The following is a 16,399-nucleotide window of genomic DNA, read 5'->3' on the forward strand; positions in this document are numbered from 1 at the left end:
ACTGTACGTATATTGACGTACCAACGTACGGTCGGCAAGTGACGGTTCGACTGTCGAGGTACTGTGGAACCATGAGGTACCGGCATCCCGAGCGTCACCAGATCCGTGTCGACGGTGTCCTGACGGCGCTCGGCCATCCGGTGCGGCTCGCCGCCGTCCGGGTGCTGGACGAGGGCGGCGAGCACAACTGCGGAAGCGTCCTGGTCACCCTGGGCATCCCGGCGAAGTCGACCATGACCCACCATTGGCGGGTGCTCCGCGAGAGCGGCGTCATCTTCCAGGAGCCGTCCGGTCGCGAGAACCTGCTCCGGCTGCGCCGCCCCGACCTGGACGCTCGCTACCCGGGCCTTCTGGATGCCATCCTCGCCGGCGCCGCCACCGACGCAGCCGCTGACGTCGCCATCGAGTGACGAGACCCGCCAGACAGCCGACCATCACCCATGCAGCAACGAACGATCTGAGCACCCGGCATGCCGACGCCGGCCCGGGCGGACGCTGCGAGCCTGGCCTCGGTTTCCTCGCCGGCCGTCCACCGAGAGCCGCAGGTTCAGCACGTTCGACGGCTACGAGAAGAACGGCTTCCGGCGGGTCGGCTCCTTCGTCGGGCCCGACGGTCAAAGATCCCTGGACATGATCCTGTGAAAGAGTGAGTCATGCCCTTGAGCGCTCACGAACTCAGGACTTCGGTCGCCGTGTCCGACATCCGAAGGGCGGTCGAGTTCTACGAAGGCAAGCTGGGCCTGCCGGTGCTGCGTTCGGGCCCGAGCGCGCACATCGCCGGTGGCAGCCGCGTCTACGGCTCCGGCGGCGGGCCGGCGCTGAACGTGTACCAGTCGGTCGCCGGGGGGAAGTCCTCGGCGACGCTGGCGACATGGTACGTCGACGACATCGACCGCATCGTGGACGAGCTCACCTCGTCCGGCGTCGAGCTCGTCCGCTACGACCAGTACGAGCACGACGCCAAGGGGATCACCCCGCGGGCCGGCGGCGGGCGCATCGCCTGGTTCCAGGACCCGGACGGCAACACCTTCGCCATCGAAGCCGACACCTGATCCGCCTCGAAGCGGTCGAACGTCTCCACGTCGAGGCCGTCGACTCCTCAGGCGTCCTGGCGGCCATCGGGTCAACGCGGCAGAGTGTCCTGCTTGGCGCGGGTGAGGAGGTCGGCGAAGGCGCGGGGGGTGAGGGCGAGGTGGCCTGCGTCGGGCGCTTTGCTGTCTCTGATGCCGATGGCGCGGGGGAGCGCGGCCAGCTCGACGCAGTTACCGTGATCTTCCGACCGAGTGGATTTGCGCCAGTGAATGTTCATGAGAGCGAGTCCAGCGTCTTGGCGATGAAGGCACGGGATGCCTCGATGGATAGTGAGGACATGCCGATCTCGTCATACCGTATCGCTTGTTCCTGGATATCGATGGGATCAAGAGAGATGTGCCCCGTGGAGCCGACGGTGGCGAAGCCGAGGTCGCCGGTGGGAGTCTGCATCACGGTGAATCCGCCTCCGACACCGCCGTAGCCGATCAGCTTGTCCGAGGTCACTCGCAGGTAGACGTTCGGCCACTCGGAGACTTCGAGAAGGTGGCCGAGTTGGTCGCGCATGACGTCCACGTCGCCGAAGGAGCGCAACACAGCAGCGGCGTCGAGGATGGCCATGAGCTTGCAGGGGTACTGACGGGTGAGGATTTCCTGACGGGCCAGGCGCTCTGTCACCGCGTCGTCGACGTCCGTCCTGCGGCTGGACGTGAAGATGGCGCGGGCGTAGGCCTCGCGTTGGAGGAGCCCGGGGATCAGAGAGGGCTCGTAGGTCTTGATGAGGTTCGCTCGGCGCTCGTATTCCTTAAATGTTTCCCACCAGTCGAGGTCGCGGGCGTTCTTGGCGTGTTTGACCAGATTCTCGAAGAGGCCTTGAAGGCCCCATTCATGATCTAAGACCCTGGCGCGCCCTGTGGGGAGTTGGACGTCCCCCGATTCATAGCGTGCGACAGTCGACCGATCGCAGTCGAGTATGACGGCCAGGGCGGCTCCGGAGATCCGTCGCATCTGGCGCTGTCTGCGCAGCTCAACGGCGATGAGATGCCAGAGCGAGAAGTCGGGGCGCAGGGAGTCGGCGCGGCTCATTCGCTTTCCTCCGTCGTTGCATCTGCTTCACGAACCTTTCGAAATTAGCCCGGCGCGGTCACGCTTGTCTCTGGAATGCAAAGAAGGGAGGTGGCGGAAATGGCGTTAGAAGCCGTGGATGCGGGCGAGGTGGACATTTCTTGCCTTGCTGATCCGACCGTGCCGGGGATGGTGCGGACGGTGGTCGGGTTGCGGCTCTCGGAATGGGGGCTGGAGAGGGTGGCGGAGAGTGTTCTGCTGATCGTGGCGGAGCTCGTCACCAATGCGGTGCGGGTCGCGGCGGAGAGGGAGGTTCGGGTCAGGTGCGTGCGGGAGGTGCGGAGCGTTCTGGTGGCGGTGTGGGATCCGTCTGAGGAGAGGCCTGTGACTCGGCCGGTGATGGGGCCGGGGGATTTCGGGGCGGACGCTCGGGCGCTGGAAGACGGGTACGACGACGGGACGGGCGGGTGGGGGTTGCCGCTTGTGCAGGCGCTGGCGTCCGAGTGCGGGGTGACCGAGGTCGTCCCCGGCAAGTGGGTGTGGGCGAGGGTCTCGTGCTGAGGCGGAGGAGGAAACGGCAGAGGGCCGTCCGGTATCTGGATCTGCTGGCGCTTGCGGTCGGGGCGCTCGGGTGGCGGTGCGTGAAGCTGTACGGGCGCGAGTTCCCCACGCCGCTGCTCTGGGTGTACGCGAGTGGGGTCGCGGAAGACGTGGGCGTGGTCGTGAGGGCGCGGGCCGTTGGCGGTGCGTGGGTCTACCAGGATGTCCAGCGCGGGCAGGTCCTCTTCCCTTGCGGGGACGCCAAGGCTGCGGCGGAGCGGGTCGATTCCGTTCTGAAGGGGCGGCTGTTTCCTGCTAATTGGTGAGGCGGTGGCGCAGGCGGCGGATGTTGCGCTGGATCAGGGTTTCCTGGAGGGCCACCGTTGCCAGGGCCAGGGCCGCTTCGGCGCCGGCCTGGGCTATCTCCTCATGGGTCGGCGGGGCCGTCGTCTCGGCGGACGGGTCGTAGCGCAGGTCTTCGAGATCGCCGACTATGCGCGCGGGGGTGTCCCGGAGGGCGGCCAGATCCTCCTCGTTCCACTGCGCCAGGCGGTCCCGCCATTCGGGTGGGGCGGCGACCTTGCTGCCTCGTTGGGAGCGGGCCTGGAAGCGGGCCGTGACGGCCTGGCGGATCCAGCCGGCGTGCCGACCGCTCCAAGATGCCTGGCGGATGGCCGCGTTCATGGACGACAGGACCAGCGTCTCCGGGGCCGTCAGGCCGGTGTGGGCTCGGTCGGTGGGCATGGTGGGCGGTTCGGCGAGGGCGAGAAGGTCGATCGCCTCGGCGAAGCGCTGCCACAGGAGGTGCGGGGGCTTGCCCGGAGTGGTGACGATGCTGACGCGGGTGGCTCCCGCGTCCGACCAGCGTCGGGCCAGGCCGCCCAGATCGAACGCCCGCCACAGGTGGGCCGATCGGTCCGTCTCGACGTGGTCCCGGCCCTTCCGCCGCTCATTGGCGAGACCGGTCAGGTAGGTCTCCAAGCTCACCGTGCGGCCGTTGCGGATGTGCTGTTGCCAGAGGGAGGGCAGAGCCCGGCCCAGGCTGCGGGCCGTGACCACGACCTCGATGTCGTCGGCGCCCAGTGCGTCGAAAAGGCGGTGGATCGCGGGTGTTCGGATGACCGACAGGGCCTCGGCCGATAGGAGGACCGTGCCGGGCGTCCGCTTCACCTCGTCCAGCAGGACCTGCCAGGAGGTCGCCTCCTCGGAGGCACGGTCGTGCGACACCCAGGGGAACTCCGCGCCCAGCAGGCCGTAGCTCGCCCATTCGTGGTTCGCGACCGTCCGCTTCCCCCGGGCCCAGTCGGGGCTGACGGGGTAGCGGACGCCCGCCTTGACGAGTGCGTCGGCGTTCGCTTGCAGCACCTGTTGCAGGAACGTCGTGCCCGACTTCTGCACGCCGATGTGAAGGATGATCCTCGCCGCCACCCGGGCACTCCCTTCGCGACCTGTCGGTCACGAAGGGTAGCGGCCTGGACGGCTCAGGCGTGGGACGTGGTGACGGGCTTGCCGAGGGCGCTGCCGCTGGTCCACTTGGAGAAGGAGAGCTGCCAGTAGCCCCAGCCGTTGGTCCACTGGAGGCTGCGCTTGGTGCCGGTGATGTTGACGATGTCGCCGCGGTAGGACCAGTGGAAGAACCACTGCGCGTCGCCCGAAGGCGAGCGGACGCAGCCGTGGCTGCAGTTGCGCCGGCCGAGGCAGGTCGGGTCGTCCATGTTCTGGTGGATGTACTCGCCGCTGTTGGAGATGCGGGTCGCCCACGGGACCTTCTCGTCGTACCAGCCGGGGTCGCCCTTCTTCTTGCCGGGCGGGCGCATGCGCTCCAGGCGGACGTGGTCCATGGTGAGGTGGACGCCGCTGGTGGTGAGGAGGTGGTCGACGCCGTCGCCCTGGACGTCGCCGCCGCTGCCGAGGCTGACGCCCCAGGTGCGGACGGTGCGGCCGTTCTTCTTCACGACGGCGCGGTGCGTCGTGGCGCTGATGTTGACGACGTGGGAGTCACCGATCTTGAAGGTGCGGACCGTGTCGCGGTCGCCGAAGACGTTGTCGCCGATCTTCAGGCCCGCGAAGTGGACCTTGACGGTGACGGTCTGGTGCGGCTTCCACGGGTGCTTCGGGCGGAAGACGACCGAGGGCAGGCCGTTGAAGGACTCGCCCGCGCTCAGCCAGCGCCAGGCGCCCTCGGTGGGGGTGGTGGAGGAGATCTCGATGGCGCGCTCGATGGCGGGCTTGGCCTTCTCCGGGACGGCCTTGTTGAACTGGACGAAGACCGGCATGCCGGTGCCGACCGTCTCGTTCTGGCTGGGCACGACGTTGTTGACGCGGGTGGCGGCGGTCGTGCGGGTCGTGCGGAACGCGCTCGTCGCGGTGGTCGACTTGCCCTTCTCGGACGTCGCCGTGGCCGACACCTGGTAGCTGCCGCCGGGCTGGAGCGTCCACGTCGAGCGCCACTTGGTCTTGTCGGCGGAGAGGCTGCCGGGGACGTCGGCGCCCTTCAGCTTCACCTTGACGTCGCCCAACTTGCCGCCGGCGGCGGTCACGGTGACGCCCTGGTCGGGGCGCGCCTTTCCGCTGCCGTCCGCCGGAGTGATCGTCACCTGGGGGGCGCCGTCGTCGCCCTTCGTGGTCGTCCCGCCGCCGCCGTCGCCGCTGCTTCCACCGCACGCGGTCGCCAGGCCCAGGACGAGCGCCATCACCAACGCCTTACCTCGCACCGTTCTCCCTCAACAGCCCGCCGGTTCCCGCGCGATGCGGGACCGGCAACAAGATCGGTTACGGAACGGCCTTTATTCCGTCCCGCCGGGGGCGGGACGGCCGGTCTCGGCGTCCGACTCACCTATAGACGTCCATGGTCTCGCAGAGGTTCGCATGCGGTGGCCACTTCGCATGATCTTTCTGGGGCCACGGCCCGGCGCGCGGCCCGCGGGGACCGTCCCGTCGATCTTCTATTCAAGACTGCGGCGGCCCCGGTTAAAGGCGGCGATTCGCGCTCTGACCAGGTGCGATGCTGATCACTGGCCGCCAGCGACGGCCCCCGCAAGGTGCTTGTCTGTGAAGGGGACGCGCGATGAGAGCCCAGGGGCTGAGTTTCTCCGTCGACTCCGGCGCGGCCCCTCCGGAACTCCTTTCGGCGGGCGGCCGGCCGGCCGCTCCGCGAGGGGCGCGGATGCTGGCCGGGCTGTGCCCGGTGGGCCTCGCCGTGCTGGACGGCTGGACGATGGCCACCGCCGCGGCACTCACCGGAGGGGGCGTGCTGCCGGACATCGCCGGGTTGGCGGTCGTCGCGCTCAACGGCGCCGGCGGGCTGTACCGGGCGCGCCGCGCGCCGTCCCTGCTCACCGACGCGCCGCCGCTCCTTCTCCGCACGCTGCTCGTCTGCGGGATCGTGGCGCTGCTGCGGGCGGACGCGTCGGCCTGGCTGTGGACGGCGGCCCTGTGCGGGACGGTGCAGCTCGGCTCGCGCGCGTGCGTGAACGCGATGGCCCGGACGTACCGGACCCGCCGCTCCCGGGGCCGGTCCGCGCTGGTCGTCGGGACGGGCGGGACCTCCGCCCATGTGCTCGACGTGCTGCGCGCGCGCGGCGACCTCGGGCTCGTGGTGGCGGGGCAGGTGTCCGCGGGGGACCCGGAGGGGACCCCGGGCGCGGCGCCCGTCCTCGGGGAGACCGCCGACCTGCCGTCGCTCGTCGAGGCGCACGGGATCGAGACGCTGGTCGTGGTCGCCGAGGACGTGCGGCCCGACCGGCTGGACGCGGTGCTGCGGACGTCGTTCGCGCTGCCCTGCGAGACGCTGCTCGTCCAGTCGCCCTCGGACGTCGTGCCGGTGGTGCCGGGACGGCGCGAGTACCTCGCCGGGCTGCCGTGCGCGCGGGTCGAGTGGGGGCTGCGCGCCCCGGCGGCCCGCCGCGCCAAGCGGGTGCTCGACGTCGTCGTCGCGTCCCTGGTCCTGGTGTTCGCGCTGCCGCTGCTCGCGGCGTGCGCGGTCGCCGTCCGGGCCGAGGGCGGCCCCGGCGTGCTGTTCCGGCAGCGGCGGATCGGGCTCGGCGGCGGCGAGTTCGTCCTGCTGAAGTTCCGGACGCTGAAGCCCGCGGACGAGCGGGAGGCCGACACCCGCTGGACCGTCAAGGACGACGAGCGGATGGGGCGGGTCGGCCGCTTCCTGCGCGCCACGTCGCTGGACGAGCTCCCGCAGCTGTGGAACGTCATCCGCGGCGACATGAGCCTCGTCGGCCCGCGCCCGGAGCGGCCGCACTTCGTGGAGCAGTTCTCCCGGACCTGCCCCGGCTACGCGGCGCGGCACCGCGTCCCGGCCGGGATGACGGGGTGGGCGCAGATCCACGGATTCCGGGGCGACACCTCCATCGAGCTGCGGGCGAGGCTCGACAACCACTACATCGACCACTGGTCGTTCACCGTTGACCTGAAGATCCTGCTGCTGACGGCGCGGGCGATGCTGTTCCGGGACCCCGCGTGACGGCGCACACCTTCGCCGCTCCCCTCCTGGCGAGGCCGCTGCCGAGGCGCCCGAGCCTGCTGGTCGCGGCGACCGTGGCGTGCGCCGGGATCCCGCCCGGCGCGCACGCGGTCGGGTCCGGCCTTCAGGTCACGGCCGCGGACGTCGCCAGCGCCGTGCTCGTGCTGTTCGCGGCCGGGATGCTGGCCGCGGGCCGGGCGCGGCTGCCGCGCCGGGCCCTGCCGGCGTTCGGGCCGCTGGTCGCGGCGCTCGGGATCAGCACCGTGCACTCGGCCGACATCGGCACGAGCCTCGCCGGGTTCGTCCGCGACCTCCAGGTCTTCGTGCTGGTGCCGCTCGCCGTGGTCGTGCTCGTCCGGGACCGGCGCGACCTCGCCACCGTCTGCTGGGCGGTGCTCGGCCTCGGCCTCGCGGAGGCGGTGTACGGGATCTGGCAGGCGGTCACCGGGAACGGCGCGTCGATGGGCGGCCAGAACATCCGCGCGGTCGGGACGTTCGGCGCGCTCGACGTGATGGCCATGTCGGTCGTCGTCGGGTTCGCGTTCCTCGTGCTGACCGCGTTCGCGCTGACGGCGCCCGGGCACGGCGCGGCGGCCGTCCCGTCCGCGCTCGCCGGGATCGCCGTCATGGGCGCCGCTCTGGCGCTCGCGCTCAGCCGCGGGACGTGGATCGCGCTCGGCGCCGCCGCCGTCCTCACCCTGGTGCTGTTCGACCGGTGGACGGCCGTCAAGGTGCTGACCTGCTGCGGCGCGCTGATGCTGGTGCTGCTCGGCGTCGCGGGCGGCGGGTCGCAGGCCGTCGTCGAGCGCGCGAAGTCGACGGTGGGTTCGGTCAGCGACCCGGACCAGTCCGTGGACGACCGCTACAACCTGTGGGCGGCCGCCGTCCGGATCTGGGAGGACCACCCGGTCACCGGCGTCGGGGTGAAGAACTTCCCGGCCTACCGGGACACGTACGCCACGATCGAGCTGTCGTCCGGCAGCGAGACCGCCGACCCCGTCAACGGCTACGTGCGGCAGCCGCTCCTGTCGCCGCACAACGAGTACCTGCTGTTCCTGTCCGAGCAGGGGGTGGTGGGCCTCGCCGGGTTCGCCGCGCTGCTCGCCGCGATCGCCGCCGGGCTGGGGAGGCGCCGCGACACCCGCGACCCGTTCTGGCTGGCGAGCGTCGCGCTCCTGGCCTTCCTTCTGATCAACTTCCTGTACGCGGACCTGGGCGGGCCGACGTGCGCGCTCGTCGGCGTCGTCCTCGGCCTCACGGCGGCGCGCGCGTTCGGCGCGGCCGGCGCTTCCCCGGTCATGGCGTCCCCCGCGGGGCGGGCGCGGTGACCGAGCGCAGCGGGCGTCTTCCCGGCAGTTCCGTGGGACGGGCCGCGATGGTGTCGGGGGTGCTCATCGCGGCGGGCACGGGGCTCGGGTTCCTGCGCGACCTCGTGATGGCGGACCTGTTCGGCGCCAGCGGCAGCACCGACGCGTTCCTCGTCGCCTGGACGATCCCCGAGACCGTCTCGCCGCTGCTGATCGAGGACGCCATGGCGCTGCTCATGGTCCCCGTCGTCACGCGGCTCCTCGCACGCGGGGACGGCCTGCGTTCCCTCGTCGGCGCGGCCCTGCCCCGCATGGTGCTATGCCTGTCGGTCGTCACCGGCGCGCTCGCGGTCGCGGCGCCCGCCGTGGTGGACGTCCTCGCGCCCGGCCTCGCCGAGCAGGGCCCGGCCGTCCAGTGCGTCCGGCTGACCGCGGTGACCGTCGTGACGTTCGGCGTCGCGGGCTTCATGAGCGCGACGCTCCGCGCCCACCACAGGTTCGGGCCGCCCGCCGCCATCTACCTCGCCTACAACGTCGGCATCCTCGCGCTCATCGCGGGCCTGTCCGGCGCCGTCGGCATCACCAGCGCGGCGGTCGGGGTGGCCTGCGGCAGCTTCCTGATGGTCGCGGTGCAGCTCCCGGCGTTCCTCCGGTGCCTGCGGGAGGCGCCCGGGGAACAGGGCGCGGAGCCGTCCGGGAACGTGGACGTGCGGCTCGGTCTGGCGGCCATCGCCCCCATCGTCGTCTACACGGTGACGCGGCAGTCGCAGGTGTTCGTGGAGCGGTTCCTCGGGGCCGGGCTGGCCGCCGGGTCGATCTCGCACCTGAACTACGCGCAGAAGGTCGCGCAGGTCCCGATGGTGCTGTCGCTGCTGATCGTGACGGTGACGTTCCCGCGGCTCGCCCGCGCGTCGGCGGACGGGGACACCGCGCAGGTCGCCCGCCGCATCCGGCAGGACCTCGCCGTCGCGAGCGCGATGGTGCTGGCCGCGACCGCGTTCCTGGTGGCGTGCGCGCCGGGCATCATCCGGGTGCTGTTCGAGCACGGCGAGTTCACGTCCGCCGACACCGCGAGCACCGCGGCCATCCTGCGCGTGTACGCGCTCGGCCTGTGGGGGCAGATGGCGGTCGGTCTCGCCGCCCGCGCGTTCTTCGCGCGCAGGAGGCCGACCTGGCGCCCGGCGGCCGTGCTCGCCGCGGGCCTGGCCGTCACGGCGGCGATCGGCGGCGCGTTCGCCGCGTCCGCCGGGACGCTCGCGCTGGCCGCCGCGAACGCCGCCGGGATCACCCTCGCCGCCGTCCTGATGCTGGCCGGGCTGCGGCGCGGCGTCGCGCCCGTCCCGCTGCGCCGGATCGCCGCGGACGTGTCGCGGCTCGTGCTCGCCGCCGCGGGGGCCTGCGCGGCGGGGGCGCTCGCCGCCGGGGCCGTGGACGCGCCGGTGATCGTCCGGCTGGCGGCGGGCGGGCTCGCGGTCGCCGCCGCCTTCGCCGTGCTCGCCGCCCTGGCGGGACCCGGCCTCGTCGCTCCATGGATCGCTTCACGGCCGCTCGGTGGGCGCCACCGGCGCGGCCGCACCGAATCGGGGGACACCAGTGAGCAAGCCGACAGAACCGAGTCATCTGACCGAACCGGCCCTCCTGCCGGGGCGGACGGCCGAGGGCGTCCGGCACGCGCCGCCGGTGCTGATGTACCACTCGGTCGACCACTTCGATGAGGACCCGCACCTGGTGACGGTGTCGCCGGCGCGGTTCGGGCGGCAGATGGCGTGGATGCGGGCGCGCGGCCTGCGCGGCGTCGGCATGCGCGAGCTGCTGGACGCGCACGCCGCCGGACGGTCCCGCGGCCTGGTCGGGCTCACCTTCGACGACGGGTACGCCGACTTCGCGACGCGGGCCGTCCCGGCGCTGGTGCGGTACGGGTTCGGCGCGACGGTGTTCGTCGTGTCCGGGCGGATCGGCACCTACAACGCGTGGGACGACGGCCCGCGCAAGCCGCTCATGACGGCCGAGCAGATCCGCGCCGTCGCGGACGTGGGGATGGAGGTCGCCTCGCACGGCCGCCATCACGTCTCGCTCCCCGAGACGGACGACACCGAGCTGCGCGAGGAGCTGGAGGAGAGCCGCGCCGTGCTGGAGGACCTCGTCGAAGGCCCCGTCACCGGCTTCGCCTACCCGTACGGGCACGCCACCGCCCGCGAGGTCGAGGCCGTGCGCGCCGCCGGATACGACTACGCGTGCGACATCCGTCCCGGCGAGCCGGGACGGCACGCCCTGCCGCGCACCTACGTCGGCGACCGGGACGGCCCGCTGCGGCTGCGCGTCAAGCTCGTCCGCCACGAGCTGCGCAGGAGGAGCCGCGTGTGACCCGGGTCCTGCACGTCATCACCGGGCTGGAGCACGGCGGCGCCGAACGCCAGCTCGCGCTGCTGCTGCGCCACCTGCCGGTGTCCTGCGAGGTCGCGACCCTCACCCGGGCGGGCGCCCTCGGCGCGGAGATCCGGCGCTCGGGCGTGCCCGTCCACGAGATCGGGATGCGCGGCAACCGGGACCTCGGGGCGCTGCCCCGGCTGGTCCGGCTGATCCGCCGGGGACGGTACGACGTCGTCCACACGCACCTCTACCGGGCGTGCGTGTACGGCCGGATCGCCGCGCGCATGGCCGGGGCGCCCCGCGTCATCGCCACCGAGCACTCGCTCGGCGAAGGGCACATCGAGGGACGGGCCACGACGCGCGGCGTCCGGGCCCTGTACCGGGCGACCGAGCGGCTCGGGTCCGCGACCGTCGCGGTGTCGCCCGCCGTCGCCGCCCGGCTCCGCGCCTGGGGCGTGCGCCCCGGCCGCATCGTCGTGATCCCGAACGGCGTCGACGCCGCCGCGTTCGCGTTCGACCCGGCCCGCCGGGCCGCGACGCGCCGCCGCCTCGGGATCGGCCCGGACGAGCCCGTCGTCGGCGGCGTCGGGCGGCTCGTCCCGACCAAGCGGTTCGACCTGCTGGTCGAGGCGGTCGCGCGGCTGGACGGCGTCCGGCTGCTGCTCGCCGGCGCGGGCCCGGCGCGGGAGGCGCTCGCCCGGCAGGCGCACGAGCGCGGTGCCGCCGGTCGCGTGGTCTTCGCCGGGGCGACGTCGGACGTCGCCGGCGTCCTCGCCGCCATGGACGTGCTCGCGGCGCCGTCCGTCCAGGAGACGTTCGGGCTCGGCGTGCTGGAGGGGCTGGCCGCCGGGCTGCCCGTCCGCTACACCGCCTGCCCCGCCCTCGACTGCCTCCCGCCGGGCGACGCCCCGGACGCGCGCCGCCTGCCCTCCGACGCCGGGGTCTGGAGCGCCGAACTCGGGCGCGTCCTGGGCGGACCCCGCGACCGGACGCGGGTGCCGCCGGCCGTCGCCCGCTACGCCGTCGCCGAGCGGGCCGCCGAGCTCGCCCGGCTCTACCGCCCCGAACCGTTCGCCGGCGGGGCCGAACCGATACGAGAAAGGGCTCATGATGCAGCGACGTGACGCCAGGAGGAGGCAGCCGAGACCGCCGAGAACGGTGCGGCGGGCCGGCAGGTTCGGCCCGCCCGCCCGGCGCCTGCGCGAGTGGACCACCGCGAAGGCGCGGCGCTTCGGCCTGCCCATCACGTTCGTGCTCGCCGGGTTCCTCGGCGGGCTCGGCTACGCCGTGTTCGCGCCCACCACCTACACCGCGACGGCGTTCGTCCTGGTCGTGGACGCCGGGAAGGGCCAGTCCGGCCCGGCGGCGGTCAGTTTCGCGCAGGCGTTCGGACGGCTCGCGCCGCTCCCGGAGACCCTCGCCTACTCCTCGCTGCCGCTGCCGGACGGGGAGAGCGGCTCCAGCCGCGCGCACATCCAGGCGTCCACCTCGCCGGACACCCCGCTGATCAAGCTCGCCGGGAGCGGCCGGACGGCCCGCGACGCCGCCGCGTACGCCAACGCCGCCGCCGACGCGCTCGTCCGCTACGGGACGTCCCACCGCTCCGACACCGGCGTCCGCGTCGCGCTGATGACGCTCGCCGAACCGCCCGCCGCGCCGTCGTCGCCGAACCTGCCGCTCGGCGTCGCCGTCGGCACCGCGTCGGGGGTCCTGCTCGCCGGGCTCGCGGCCGCCGTCCTCAGCGGACGGAGCGGGCGGGCCGGCCGCCGGGAGCGGGGCCGCGTCCCGTCGGCGGCGGGAACGGCCGCCGTTCCCGGTCAGGTCCCCACCGGACGCGTGGAGGTGGGCTCGTGACCGTGACCGCGCCGTCCCTGCCGACCGCCCCGCCGGGCGCCTCGACCGAGTGGTCGGCCGAGGTGCACCGGGACGATCAGGCCCTCATCGCCCTGGCGGGCGACCTGCGCGACCTCTACGAGCGCAGCCCCGCCGCGACGCCCTTCCAGTCCTACGAGTGGATCAAGTCGTGGTGGGGCTGGTACGGGACGCGCGGCCGGCTCCGCCTCGCCACCGTCCGGTGCCGCGGCCGGCTCGTCGCGGCGGCGCCGCTGGCGGCGGGCGCGCGGCACGGGTTCCCGGTGCTCGTCCCGATCGCCGCCGACCAGAGCGACTTCACCGACGTCCTCATCGACCCGGCCTACGCGGACGGCGCCGTCCGGCACCTCGCGCGGGCCCTGCTGAACGAGCGCGGATGGTGCGCGCTCGACCTGCGGGAGGTCCGTCCGGGCTCGGCGGCGCACCTGGTGGCGGCCCAGTGGCCTCGCCGGGCGTGGCGGACGCCGTCCTCGGTGTGCCTCGAACTGCCCGCCGGCGACGGGAGCGCCGGATCCGGCGGCATCGACGCCGTCCTCGACCGGCTCCCGCGCCGCACCGCCGGGAAGACGCGCGCCAAGCTCCGCAAGATCGACGTGCGCGGCATCACGGCGGAGAGCGTCCCGGCGGACCGGGTGCCGGACGCCGTGCACGCGCTGCTCGACCTGCACGTCCGGCAGTGGCGGGGCCGCCCGATCAACCCCGAGCACACCCGCGGGCGGTTCCGCCGCCACCTCGCCGAGGCGGCGGCCGGGATGGTCCGCGAGGGGCGCGCCGCCGTCCTGCAGTACCGGTGGGACGGCCGGCTGGTCGCCAGCGACCTCGTCCTGATCGGGCACCGCCACGTCGGCGCCTACCTGTACGGGGCGCTTCCGGACCTGCGGTCCCGCGTGGACGTCTCGCTGATGATGCTGCGCGAGGACCTCGCCCTCGCCCGGGACCGGCACCGCCAGGGCGTCAGCCTGCTGCGCGGCGACGAGCCGTACAAGCTGAAGTGGCGGCCGACGCCCGTCCGGAACGAGCGGATCATCCTCGGGCGGACCGCCTCGGCCGCCGCCTACGCCGGGCTCGCCCGGACCCGCGCGTACCTGTCGGAGCGGCGTCGCGGGGGGCCGGGGGCGCACCTGCACGGCCCGTCCGGGAGCGCGTCCCCGCTGCTCCATGACTGACCCGCGGGACGACACCCCGCTGCGGGTCCTGCACGTCAGCCAGCCGAACGCGGGCGGGGTCGCCGTCTACGTCGGGCAGGCGGCGGGCGACCAGCGCCGGCGCGGCTGGGAGGTGGCGGTCGCCTGCCCGCCGGGCGGCGACCTGCCCGAGCGGTGCATGGCGGCGGGCGTGCCGTGGCTGAACTGGGACGCCGGGCGCGCCCCCGGCCCCCGCACGCTGCTGGAGGCGCTCAGCCTCCGCCGCCTGGTGAAGGGCTTCGCCCCGGACGTCGTCCACCTGCACTCCTCGAAGGCGGGCCTGGCCGGACGGCTGCTGCGCCGCCCGCTCGGCACGCCCACGATCTTCCAGCCGCACGGCTGGTCGTGGCTCGCCGCCACCGGGCGGCTGGACACCCTCAGCCGCCTGTGGGAACGCGCCGGCGCCCGGTGGAGCGACGCCCTGGTCTGCGTCGGGACCGGCGAGCTGCGCGAGGGCATGCGCGCGGGCGTGCGGGGGCCGTACCGGCTCGTCCGCAACGGCGTCGACCGGCGCCGGTTCACGCCCGCCGACGCCGCCGCGCGCCTCGCCGCCCGCACCCGGCTCGGCCTGGAGGCCGCCGTGCCGCTCGCGGTGTGCATCGGGCGGCTGACCCGGCAGAAGGGGCAGGACGTGCTGGTCGCGGCCTGGCCGGGCGTCACGGCGCGCTGCCCGTCCGCCCAGCTCGCCATCGTCGGGGACGGCGAGGACCTGGACCGGCTGCGCGGCGAACGCGTGGCCGGGGTCCGGTTCGTCCCGGCCGTGGAGGACCCCCGCGACTGGCTCTCGGCGTCCAACCTCATCGTGCTGCCGTCCCGGTGGGAGGGGCTGCCGCTGACCGCGCTGGAGGCGCTCGCCACCGGACGCCCCCTCGTGGGGACGGACATCCCGGGCATCACCGAGGTCGTCCGCCCGGGGCTCGGCGCCCTGGTGCCCGTCGAGGACCCCGCCGCGCTCGCCGAGGAGATGGCCGGGCGGCTGCTGTTCCCCGGGACCGCCGAGCGGGAGGGGCGCGCGGCGGTCGCCGCGTCCGCCGCCTACGACATCGGCCGGACGGTGGCGCTCCTCGCGGCCGTCACCCGCGACGTCGCCGGGTTCGGGGAGACCCCCGCGGAGGCCCTGGTGGACGCGCGGACGGTGGCGGGCGGACCCGTCCACGGCGGCGTCACCGGCTCGGGCGGCCTGGGGGGCCTGGACGGCTTGGAAGGCGGCGTGACCGACGGCTTGGCGGAGACCGCCGGGGGCGAGGGCGGCGTTGGCGCCGTGGGCGGGGCCGGCGCGGAGGGCGCCGGGACGGCCGTCGCCGATGCCGGGGCATCCGGGACGGCCGGTGCGGAGGGGGCCGGTGCGGAGGGGGCCGGTGCGGAGGCGGCGGGTGTCGGGGTGAACGGGCCCGTGCTCGGCGGCGGCGGAGCGGTCACGCCGCCGAACAGCTCCCGGTAGGCGGCGGAGGAGCGCGGGTTGCCGCCGCCGCACGACCAGACCCCGTGCGGGCAGTAGTCCGTGATCGACTGGTAGACGACGTCGTGCGACATGATCCAGTCGTGCATCCCCCGCACGTAGGCGGGATTGTCGGAATTGCGAAACAGGCCCCATTCGGGAAAGGAGAGGGGCTTGCTGTGGGCGGTGGCGAACGCCGCCTGCTCGCGCAGACCGTACGGTTCCTCGACGAAATCCTGGAACGACTTTCCCTCGGGTTGGTCGTAACTGTCGGAACCGAGGATGTCGACGACGTCGTCACCCGGATAGCACTCCGTCCACGGAATCGCGTCCCGCCCCCGCGTCGGCGCGAAATCGAAACGGAAACGCGCGCCCCGCACCGCGCGCATGGTGCCGACGATCCTGCGCCAATAGGCCTTCCACGCGGACGGATCCGGGGCGCAGCGCCCGGCGTAGACCTCGCCGTTCATCTCCCAGCCGAGGACGATGACCGCGTCGCCGACGCCCAGGGAGACGAGCCGCCCGGCGAGCGTCCGGTAGTGGTGGTCGAACGTGCCGCGCGCGCCGCCGCGCAGCAGCGAGGTCAGCACCGGCGCCGGGATCCCCGCCTCGTTCGGCGCCATCATCGGGACGTTGAGAACGAGCATGCGCCGCTGGTCGGCGGCCTTCCAGTGCGCCCACGCGGCCAGCATCCCCCGTGGCCCCTCGACCGCCTCCCAGTCGTCGCCCGGCAGGTAGGTGCGCCCCACCGTCACGGTCGAGCCGAGCCAGCGCTCGAAGCGGGCCACCCGGGCCACGCCCTCCGGGCCCGAACCCAGAAACGCCCCCAACGGCACATGTGCCGTCCATCGGTGAATTGCCCGGGGCTGCTGCCATGTCACGAGTGCCGACGCCATGAGGGCGAGCAACACCACGGATGCGGCCAGAATGGGAGGGAGCGGACACCAGAACGGCGACCTTTTTCGCCGGGGTTCGAACGGCCGTCCTGCCGAATGGATATCCGCAGCTCGCATGCGTATCGTATGCCCTCGGAGGCCCACCGCGAAAAAGTCGGCGGGGTGGAGAATGTGAAAATTTACCGTCGGGAAGGGATGCCGTGCGCCGCGATACGAGGGAATGG

General features: G+C 73.5%; 16 protein-coding genes and 1 pseudogene. 12 read left to right on the forward strand and 5 right to left on the reverse strand.

The features are described 5' to 3' along the window. Nucleotides 1-71 precede the first annotated feature (71 nt). Nucleotides 72-410, forward strand: coding sequence for an ArsR/SmtB family transcription factor (locus tag BKA00_RS30575; RefSeq protein ID WP_185030945.1), 339 nt, complete (start codon nucleotides 72-74; stop codon nucleotides 408-410). 282 nt (nucleotides 411-692) lie between these two features. Next, the gene (locus BKA00_RS30580; protein WP_221493347.1) at nucleotides 693-1,052 is read left to right on the forward strand and encodes a VOC family protein; all 360 of its coding nucleotides are present in this window, start codon (nucleotides 693-695) and stop codon (nucleotides 1,050-1,052) included. Nucleotides 1,053-1,123: 71 nt separating this feature from the next. On the opposite strand, the gene BKA00_RS30585 is transcribed toward BKA00_RS30580, so the two are convergent. Together BKA00_RS30585 and BKA00_RS30590 are read right to left on the reverse strand one after the other, a co-directional pair. Further along, a complete protein-coding gene (locus tag BKA00_RS30585; protein ID WP_185030949.1) occupies nucleotides 1,124-1,309 on the reverse strand; it encodes a DUF397 domain-containing protein in 186 nt (61 codons plus the stop codon). Continuing rightward, entirely contained in the window at nucleotides 1,306-2,115 is an 810-nt protein-coding gene (locus tag BKA00_RS30590) for a helix-turn-helix domain-containing protein (RefSeq protein WP_185030950.1), read from the reverse strand. Before BKA00_RS30590 ends, BKA00_RS30585 begins: the two co-directional genes overlap by 4 nt. A 168-nt stretch (nucleotides 2,116-2,283) precedes the next feature. Between BKA00_RS30590 and BKA00_RS30595 the strand changes: the two genes are divergently transcribed. Continuing rightward, complete coding sequence (locus BKA00_RS30595; RefSeq protein WP_185030952.1) at nucleotides 2,284-2,655, forward strand: ATP-binding protein; 372 nt, start codon at nucleotides 2,284-2,286, stop codon at nucleotides 2,653-2,655. A 294-nt stretch (nucleotides 2,656-2,949) separates the two neighbouring features. Here BKA00_RS30595 and BKA00_RS30600 read toward each other — a convergent pair whose 3' ends face one another. Together BKA00_RS30600 and BKA00_RS30605 are read right to left on the reverse strand one after the other, a co-directional pair. Next, nucleotides 2,950-4,062 carry a hypothetical protein gene (locus BKA00_RS30600; protein WP_185030954.1) on the reverse strand — a complete coding sequence of 371 codons (1,113 nt, stop codon included), beginning with the start codon at nucleotides 4,060-4,062 and terminating at the stop codon, nucleotides 2,950-2,952. A gap of 53 nt (nucleotides 4,063-4,115) precedes the next feature. Then, complete coding sequence (locus BKA00_RS30605) at nucleotides 4,116-5,327, reverse strand: L,D-transpeptidase (protein ID WP_185030956.1); 1,212 nt, start codon at nucleotides 5,325-5,327, stop codon at nucleotides 4,116-4,118. Nucleotides 5,328-5,701: 374 nt separating this feature from the next. On the opposite strand from BKA00_RS30605, the gene BKA00_RS30610 reads away from it, so the two are divergent. From BKA00_RS30610 to BKA00_RS30645, 8 genes are read left to right on the forward strand one after another with little or no spacing between them, the layout of a single operon-like run. Continuing rightward, entirely contained in the window at nucleotides 5,702-7,108 is a 1,407-nt protein-coding gene (locus BKA00_RS30610) for a sugar transferase (protein ID WP_185030958.1), read from the forward strand. Next, nucleotides 7,105-8,436 (forward strand): O-antigen ligase family protein, encoded by a 1,332-nt coding sequence (locus tag BKA00_RS40680; protein WP_185030960.1) that lies wholly within the window; start codon nucleotides 7,105-7,107, stop codon nucleotides 8,434-8,436. Before BKA00_RS30610 ends, BKA00_RS40680 begins: the two co-directional genes overlap by 4 nt. Beyond that, complete coding sequence (locus BKA00_RS30620; RefSeq protein WP_230298986.1) at nucleotides 8,433-10,130, forward strand: lipid II flippase MurJ; 1,698 nt, start codon at nucleotides 8,433-8,435, stop codon at nucleotides 10,128-10,130. Before BKA00_RS40680 ends, BKA00_RS30620 begins: the two co-directional genes overlap by 4 nt. Next, nucleotides 10,102-10,779 (forward strand): polysaccharide deacetylase family protein, encoded by a 678-nt coding sequence (locus tag BKA00_RS30625; protein WP_185034998.1) that lies wholly within the window; start codon nucleotides 10,102-10,104, stop codon nucleotides 10,777-10,779. Before BKA00_RS30620 ends, BKA00_RS30625 begins: the two co-directional genes overlap by 29 nt. Next, nucleotides 10,776-11,909 carry a glycosyltransferase gene (locus BKA00_RS30630; protein WP_185030962.1) on the forward strand — a complete coding sequence of 378 codons (1,134 nt, stop codon included), beginning with the start codon at nucleotides 10,776-10,778 and terminating at the stop codon, nucleotides 11,907-11,909. The genes BKA00_RS30625 and BKA00_RS30630 overlap by 4 nt, the downstream gene beginning before the upstream one ends. Next, nucleotides 11,893-12,639 carry a hypothetical protein gene (locus tag BKA00_RS30635; protein ID WP_185030964.1) on the forward strand — a complete coding sequence of 249 codons (747 nt, stop codon included), beginning with the start codon at nucleotides 11,893-11,895 and terminating at the stop codon, nucleotides 12,637-12,639. Before BKA00_RS30630 ends, BKA00_RS30635 begins: the two co-directional genes overlap by 17 nt. Further along, nucleotides 12,636-13,823 carry a GNAT family N-acetyltransferase gene (locus BKA00_RS40685; RefSeq protein ID WP_185030966.1) on the forward strand — a complete coding sequence of 396 codons (1,188 nt, stop codon included), beginning with the start codon at nucleotides 12,636-12,638 and terminating at the stop codon, nucleotides 13,821-13,823. Before BKA00_RS30635 ends, BKA00_RS40685 begins: the two co-directional genes overlap by 4 nt. Next, nucleotides 13,816-15,282 (forward strand): glycosyltransferase, encoded by a 1,467-nt coding sequence (locus BKA00_RS30645; protein ID WP_185030968.1) that lies wholly within the window; start codon nucleotides 13,816-13,818, stop codon nucleotides 15,280-15,282. Before BKA00_RS40685 ends, BKA00_RS30645 begins: the two co-directional genes overlap by 8 nt. A 248-nt stretch (nucleotides 15,283-15,530) precedes the next feature. On the opposite strand, the pseudogene BKA00_RS40690 reads toward BKA00_RS30645, so the two are convergent. After that, nucleotides 15,531-15,905, reverse strand: a pseudogene (locus BKA00_RS40690) (glycosyl hydrolase); the annotation flags it as partial. Between BKA00_RS40690 and BKA00_RS30650 the strand changes: the two are divergent. Continuing rightward, nucleotides 15,832-16,017: a hypothetical protein gene (locus BKA00_RS30650; RefSeq protein ID WP_185035399.1), complete on the forward strand. Its 186-nt coding sequence runs from the start codon at nucleotides 15,832-15,834 to the stop codon at nucleotides 16,015-16,017. The pseudogene BKA00_RS40690 and the gene BKA00_RS30650 sit on opposite strands and share 74 nt — an antisense overlap. Nucleotides 16,018-16,399: the final 382 nt, after the last annotated feature.

Origin of the sequence: Actinomadura coerulea, assembly GCF_014208105.1 — a bacterium.
In the GTDB taxonomy this organism is placed as follows: Bacteria; Actinomycetota; Actinomycetes; order Streptosporangiales; family Streptosporangiaceae; genus Spirillospora; species Spirillospora coerulea.